The organism is Bacteroidota bacterium (genome assembly GCA_030706565.1).
In the GTDB taxonomy this organism is placed as follows: domain Bacteria; phylum Bacteroidota; class Bacteroidia; order Bacteroidales; family JAUZOH01; genus JAUZOH01.
On record JAUZOH010000160.1, the window covers coordinates 1 to 8,258 of the forward strand.

The window sequence follows — 8,258 nt, forward strand, 5'->3', positions numbered from 1 at the left end:
GACTCGATAATTTTAATATCATCCAGGCAGGTTCCCCAACCCAGATTTGTTTTACCTTCAAAAGCCAGGTAAAACGTACCGCTAAAGTCATTTAGCTGTATGGTTTTAAGTTGCCAGAGTCCATAACCCGCCGAATCCACCGGGGTATCATAAATGGCTGAATCCAGTTTAATCCAGGCAGAATTCAAGGTTTTTTTATAATAAATGCGTAATTCGTCGTTTGCACAGTTTTGTCCTTGTGCATCCAGGCAACGTTTAACCTGGGCGTAGTAAAATTTCAACAAAGGTTTGGAGGCCCCTGAAAGGTCAATGGGTCGGGTAACCAGTTTGGTGGCTTCATGTTTCAGGCTCGAATACTCAAAAAGCGCATTGAATTTACCTCCATGAGCAGGATACGGAGTACGGGTGGTGATTTCATTAATATCCCTTTGACCGCCACCATTCTGATACTTCCAGTCTACGTAGCCCTTAGCATATTCTTCCTGCCATCCCTGGGGCTGTACACCTGTTTCAAAGTCTTCTGAAAAATATACAGTGGAATCTGGCTGAGCATTGACTACATTGTCTATAAAAAACAGCAGAAACATATAAAACAAGAAACGTATATAAATTTTCATAACTGTATGTTTTTAGTCAATACCTTAAAAAAACTGCACAATATTTAACAAAGGAGTATTTACATAAAAATATGATTATCTGATAAAAATATAATTTTTTTCAATTTATTTAGTATTTTCAATATTAAATTTCTGTATTAATAAAGTATTTCTATAAAAAACAAATAGTATCTTTAAGAAAGATCAGAATTTACAATTTTGTTATACGAAAAAAAATAATGAAAGTGTCAAAAAAACAGATACATTTATCTGACTTTTAACAAATTATTTATATTTTCCGGACTTTAATTTTTCATCTGTATAAGATTAGGGTCAGCAAAATCAGGCAGCAGCGGAGCCACAAATGGTAAGTCCGTATTTCATTTTAGTTCTGCCGGTTGGTGGAAAGGGGTTAATAAACCGTTTCGAGGATTACAATAAGATAAAGTTTTTTACAAGAAGTCAAGATTATTTTTTTGAACTATTATTGAGTACCTAAGAGGATCAAAATGAGCATATAAATTTTGACAGCCATGAAGAGAAAATTATTTATTATCTTTTTATTGAACTCATTATTTTTCTCCGAATTATTTGCCCAAACGGATACTTCTTTCTGGTTTGCAGTTCCAAAAGTCACCATAAGCCACTGTCAAAGTGGTACCTGTCCGGGAGCAAAACCGGTATACATAAGATTAGCATCAATGGGCCTTCCGGCTACTGTTACCATTAGTCAGCCGGCCACTCCCCTGTTTAAGCCCAAAGTTATCAATATGGCTGCCAACAGTGCAGCCACAATGGATATGACTCCTTATCTGGAAATGTTTCAGGATAGCGTTGCAGGGACAGTCCTGAATCACGGCCTTCACATCAGTTCGACCAACCTGATTACTGCCTACTGGGAAGAAGATGAATACTGGAATCCGGATATTTTTTCCTTAAAGGGTAAAAATTCTCTGGGCACAGAATTTTATACTCCCTTTCAAAATTTATGGGCAAACGGGGTGTACACGCCAGACCTGCCTTATTCAGCATTTGATATTGTGGCAACACAGGACAATACAACAATTACGATTACTCCTACAGCCAATCTGGCCAGCGGACAAAAGGCAGGAGTTCCATTTACCATTCACCTGAACAAAGGGCAAACCTATTCATGTAAAGCAGCCAGCCAGTCGGCAGCCGGACATTTGGGTGGGTCTCATATTGTTTCCGATAAACCCATAGCAGTAACGGTAAAAGACGATTCAGTAAGTGCAGGGAATTGTGGCTGCCGGGACCTGGAAGGGGACCAGATTGTGCCGGCTGCAATTCTGGGCAGACAATATATCATCATGAGGGGAAGGGTAAACCTGACTGATTGTAATCAGGATCCGGTGGAAGGTACAGGAACGGGTGAAAGGGCTTTTATAGTAGCCACCCAACCCAATACAACTATTTCTTTCTACTACACCAATAATACCACCAGCACCAGAATTTTGGATCTTTCAACAACAATTACCAATGCCGGACAGGAGTATGCTTATGAAATTAAAAACAATGCGGTTTATGTGATGGCCGACAAGCCTATTTATGTATATCATATTGCCGGCTTCGGCTGTGAAATGGGCGGTGGCTTGTTGCCCAAGGTTGATGCATGTACCGGATCCTATGAAGTGAGTTTTACCCGGAGCAATTCCCAGGACTTCTACCTAAACCTGATGACTCGCGAAGGAGGCGAGAGTACATTTTACATTCAACTGCCCAATGGGACAAATTATCAGATTCCTGCTTCCTACTTTGAAAAAGTGATCAGTCCGGATTCCACCAAATATCCCAACTGGATGGCCCTGAAAGCCGATAAGAAATTATTTAATTTCATTCCTATGAATCAAGCCTGCAGGGTATATAATACTTCTTCTTTGTTTCACATGGCATTGATAAACGGAGGAAGGAATACAGGTTGTAAATACGGGTATTTTTCAGATTTCAACTCAGAGAAAGGATCGGCCGTCATCAGCCAGACCAATTCCGACCTGATCAACAGCTGCTTTGGCGATACCGTACAATTGAGGGCTTGGGGAGGATTGAGTTATCATTGGGTGAGAGAATCTGGTTCAACGGTGGTTTATCCCGATTATTTAAGCGATCCTTATAGCGCCACGCCAACCGCTACGCCACCTTCAGGAACCTATGATTATTTTGTCACTGTTCACAGAACCTGCTCCGATACGGTTTGTCATGTTAAAGTCCTCGTTTCACCCGAATTAGTTGCTTCCTATAATGTAGACAGGTCTTCAGGCTGTGCACCGTTGAATATACTGTATACGGACAAATCAGTAGGGGCTACTGCCATTGCAGGAAGCCATCTCTGGGATTTCGAGAGCAATGACACCATCGACCGGGCCGACAATGTTCTGGTCGTACCCCCCTTCTACCGGACTTTTCAAAACAAAACGGATTCGGTACTTGTTTTTCAGTCCAAGTTGATTGTACAGAACAATCAATGTGCCAAGAGTTTTACAAGGCCGATAACGGTGTATCCTGAAATAGATGCAGGATTCAACTTCACAGGTGACAGTATTTCCTGTAATCCGCTTACAGTACCCTTTACCAACAAATCCCGGGGAGATACAGCTCAATATGTATGGGAATTTGGAGATGGCAGTTCGTCTAATCAAAAGAATCCGGTCCACACCTACTCGAATTTTACCCATAAAGACACCACTTTCCGAACCCGTTTAATCAGTATTTCTCCTGATTATTGCAAGGATACAGTCCAGCACAGGTTTATTGTACATCCTTACCTGAAGGCAGGTTTTACGGTTGACTCCGTTAAAGGATGTGCACCTTACTCCATCAGGATTTTCAATACATCCGAAGGCCAGGTTGAGCAATATCATTTTATTTTCGCTGATGGCAAGGATACGATCATTTCATCACCCTGGAATTCCTTTACCCACATATACCAGAATACCACGGATTTTCCAATAGATAGAAAGCTGTCACTAACGGTTAGTAACAGTAACGGGGGATGTACCGATACTTTCTCGCGGTATATCACCATCTATCCTGAAGTTAATGCAGCTTTTACAAAAGATAATTCCCTGGGCTGCAATCCGCTTACCGTAAAATTCTCCAATCAGGATAAGGTCAGGACTGCACCCGAGTTCCATTACGATTGGAATTTTGGGGACAATGCCAATTCGGGGGAAATCAGCCCTGCGCACCAATACATCAACAACGACACCCTCCTGCAGACCCATATTGTCAGGCTGATTGCTTTCTATACCGGCACGCATACCTGTCGTGACACAGTCGTGGATACCGTGAAAGTCTGGCCATATATCAAAGCTTCATTTGCAGTAAAACAGGCAAGCGGATGCGCTTCACTGGTTGATACTATTACCAATCCTTTCAGTTCATGGGGAGGAATAAAAAACTTCGTATACGACTTTGGGGATGGGCAAAGCCTTTCGACCAATGCCCATACTTTCACACATGAATTTACGAACTCATCCAACTCAAAAGATTCGGTATACAGAATCAGACTTACCGTCACTACAGCCAATTGTTCGGATACCCTGTCGGTTCCAATTACAGTGTATCCTCAGGTGAAAGCAAGCTTCCTATATGGCGGGAACAAGGCAGACTGCAACCCGCTAACGACGGCATTTACAAACAACAGTTCACCCAGTGCTACTTCATTTTATTGGGACTTTGGAGACGGGACCTCATCCCCGGACCAAAATCCAACACATCAGTTTACCAATGATTCGCCTCACGACACCACCTTTAAAGTGACCCTCACAGCCACGTCCGACAGGCAATGCAGCCAGTCGGTCTCCGTCAGGCTTACCGTCTTTCCCTATGTCCAGTCAGGTTTTACGATCAACAAATATGATGTATGCTCAGGTGACAGTGTCTCGTTCAAAGATGATTCCAAAGGAGGGATAAGCGGCTGGAACTGGGACTTCGGAGACGGTTCTGCCCCATTTGCCGGAAATATCCCGCCACCTCATCAATATAGTAATTTGGGCACACAGCCCAAAAATTATTTCATAAAGCTTACCGTAAACAACCCTGCCAATTGCCTGAACTTGTTCACCGATACCGTAACAATCTATCCCAAAGTAACGGCAACTTTCCAGTCGGATACGGCAGGCTGCCAGCCATTGGCCCTAAAATTCACCAACAAATCAACAAATGCAATTTTTTTTCAGTGGAGTTTTGGGGAAGGGAGTACCAGTTCCGATATCAACCCCACCTTCACATACTATAATTATACAGACCGGGATACGGCCTTCCGCTTAAAAATGCTGGCCATTTCAGATTATCTTTGTGCCGATTCGGCCACGCAGACCATACATGTTTACCATAGGCCCAAAGCCCAATTCACTATTCCAAAAACCATTGACTGTCCGCCATTTACGGTAAACATTCAGAATACCAGCATAACCTCAGGAAGCATCTTCACCTGGAATTTTGCAGATGGGACAAAAGACACCACCACATCGGTCAAAACAGGTACACTCAGCCACATTTTTTACAACAATCCGCCGTCTCAGGCTATCAGAACTTATCCCATATCCCTTCATGCAGAAACTGCCCAGGGATGCCAGGATAATGACACGGTCCCGGTGAGGGTTTACCCGAAAGTGACAGCTTCTTTTTCAAGTCTGAAGGATTCGGCATGTACTCCTTTCACTTATCCGATCAACAACACGACCACCAATGCGTCAAATTACAACTGGTGGTTTGGCGATGGTTTTAGTTCCCAGGCAGGTAATCCGGTGCATGTGTTTTATAATTATGGGGATGAAGATACCACGTACCGTATAAAACTTCTGGCCACATCCCTCTATTCTTGCACGGATACCATTTCAAAAATCATAAAAGTCTATCACCAGCCCAGGGCGATATTTTCGGTGGCCAAGAATGTAGACTGCCCTCCTTTTGACGTCACCCTGCAAAATCAATCGACAGGAACCCGCCTGACCTACACCTGGAATTATGGGGACGGGAAAAATTTTACGACCAGGATAAAAAATGATCCTATGGCTTTGACTCATGCCTATTCCAACGATTCAACAGGGATCAGGGTATATACGATACGCCTGCATGTGGTCAATTCCGGAACCTGTGCCAGCGATGCTTCCACAAACATCAATGTTTATCCCAATGTGACGGCAAGTTTCAGGCCAGATACTGCAGGCTGCAGCCCTTTTTATGTCCAGTTCACCAACTTCAGCAAAAACGGGGATTTCTATCGTTGGAATATGGGAGATGGCGTTACATCCGGGATGAATAATCCATTGAACCGTTATGTCAACCTTTCACTTTCAGACACGACATATACGGTTAAACTTAAAACGGAGTCCCGTTATGGCTGCAGCGATTCAACCACAAGGAAAGTAACCGTATATCCTTCGCCGCAGGCTGAATTTGCAATTATCCCGCCCCTGTCAACCTACCCGGATGCCACCTTTAATTTTACGAACAACACAAACTCCGGCCCGTGGCATTACCTTTGGAATTTGGGCGACAATTACAGTACCACAGACAAGGATCCCGGCACTCATACCTATCAGCATTGGGGTGCTTATACTATAAAGCTCCTTGCCTCAAGCGAACATTGCATGGATTCTATCAGCCACAAAGTCTATCTGATAGCACCGGTACCGATTGCCATGTTTGACTCCTCATCGCAGGGATGCGCCCCACATACTGCTTATTTTACGAATAAATCGATTTATGGCAACTCCTATTTATGGGATTTCGGTGATGGTTTTACCTCAACCGCAGAACAGCCTGTTTCGCATTTGTATAATCAAGCCGGCATTTATAATGTAAAACTTACCGTAAAAGGCGATGGAGGGGAAAGTTACCATTATGAAACCGTTACAGTTTACCGTTTACCGGAAGTAAACTTTGAACTCGCCCCCGATACAATTATGCTTCCTGATGAAAAACTAAGATGCTACAATCTTTCAAAATACGGTACGTCCTATCTGTGGAAATTCGGGGATGGCGAAACATCAACAGAAAAAAACCCCACCCATCTTTATACCGTCAAAGACCTTGGAGCTCAAAACATCAGTCTTACAGTCTGGACAGACCATCAATGTGTTGATTCGCTTGTTAAATATGCTGCAGTAAAAATTGTAGGTGCAGGCTACCTGAGGTTTCCCAATGCCTTCTCGCCAAGTCTGGACGGGCCCAACGGAGGAATATACAAGGTGAAAGACATTAACAATGATGTTTTTCATCCTTTATTCGAAGGGGTTATGGATTATCACCTTGAAATCTATAGCCGGTGGGGAGCCCGATTATTCGAATCGGATAATGTCATGACCGGCTGGGATGGTTATTATCAGGGCAAGCTTTGCAAACAGGATGTATATGTCTGGAAAGTGAAGGCCACTTTCTACAATGGCAAAATGATAACAGATGCAGGCACCGTTACGCTGTTGATAAAAAAGAACAACAATTAGGTTAAAATAAAAGCCACTGCAAGATTCATGCAGTGGCTTTTTGTCAATCCCCAATAAAATCAAGCAACTTCAATTTTTCTTGCCGGCTTTTCAATTGCTTCCGGCTTTTTAGGTATATTCACCATTAATATGCCATTGCTGTATAAAGCATTAATTTTATCGCTGTTGGCCTCTTCAGGCAATTCAAAAATTCTTTCAATTGAATTGCCTCCAAATTCACGGATATGATATTGACCTTCTGAATTTTCCTCTGATTTGCCCTCATGTTTTGCAGAAATACGAAGCTGGCCCTTTTCTACTTCAAGATTGAATTCATTACGGTTAAAACCAGGAGCTGCTAAATCAATCCTGTAATCAGTCGGAGATTCAATAATGTTGGCCAGAGGAATGGTCTCCTGTTCAGGTTCAGGCTCAGCATAGAATAATTCGTCAAACAAGTCTGTCAAATCCGGATATACAGTTCTTTCTTCTGAAGAAGGGGCTGCATTGAACAATCTAAGTAAACTCATAATTATTAATTTTAATTGTTTAATTTCTATTTGTTGTAATCATGAATTTACAAAAGATGTGCCCAGTCTATAATTTCATCATTTAGGCAGAAAAAAAATCAATATTGATGTCATTTTGACACTTACAAAACAAACATTACGCCATATTGACACTTATTGATTTTAAAATCCTATCTAATTTATTGGTCTAATACGAATTAAATATTTTTAATAAGAAGGTATCTTAATTCTTTCTTGACTTTTTCCACCCTCCCCTGTTTGGACAAACCTTCCTGCAGTTATAACAAACAGTAATGGGTGAGCCCTTAAGGGTTTTACCCTCTGAATTTAACCGGCAATTCTTCTGAATAACGTTTCTGTTGCCCATTGTCAATGCTCCTGAAGGGCAACTTTTTACACACAAATTGCAGCTGTCGGAACAAAAATCATCATCAATCACCGGATCTGGCTCCAGCTCAACATTTGCAAGTACAGCACCCAGCTTGAGCAAATTCCCCAAATCAGGGTTACACAACAGGGTATTCCGGCCCATTACGCCCAGCCCTGCATAATATGCCGCATGTTTTAAGGAAATGATTCCCCTTCCGGTCATGGTTTCCTTATCCCAATATTCATAAGGTTCTGAGGGCACAGGAACAGCACTGATATTATTTTTCTCAAGTTTCACCGAAACATCCAATGAA

Annotated in this window: 4 protein-coding genes; 1 reads left to right on the forward strand and 3 read right to left on the reverse strand. The window is 42.3% G+C overall.

The window, feature by feature from the left end; genetic code table 11:
- Positions 1 to 617 (reverse strand): hypothetical protein (locus tag Q8907_09460; protein ID MDP4274491.1); only part of this gene is annotated, 617 nt, incomplete at its 3' end.
- Between the two features lie 512 nt (positions 618 to 1,129).
- Here Q8907_09460 and Q8907_09465 point away from each other — a divergent pair.
- Entirely contained in the window at positions 1,130 to 7,066 is a 5,937-nt protein-coding gene (locus Q8907_09465) for a PKD domain-containing protein (protein MDP4274492.1), read from the forward strand.
- Between the two features lie 59 nt (positions 7,067 to 7,125).
- Here Q8907_09465 and Q8907_09470 read toward each other — a convergent pair whose 3' ends face one another.
- Together Q8907_09470 and Q8907_09475 are read right to left on the reverse strand one after the other, a co-directional pair.
- Positions 7,126 to 7,575: an Hsp20/alpha crystallin family protein gene (locus Q8907_09470; GenBank protein MDP4274493.1), complete on the reverse strand. Its 450-nt coding sequence runs from the start codon at positions 7,573 to 7,575 to the stop codon at positions 7,126 to 7,128.
- 223 nt (positions 7,576 to 7,798) lie between these two features.
- Positions 7,799 to 8,258 (reverse strand): epoxyqueuosine reductase (locus tag Q8907_09475; protein MDP4274494.1); only part of this gene is annotated, 460 nt, incomplete at its 5' end.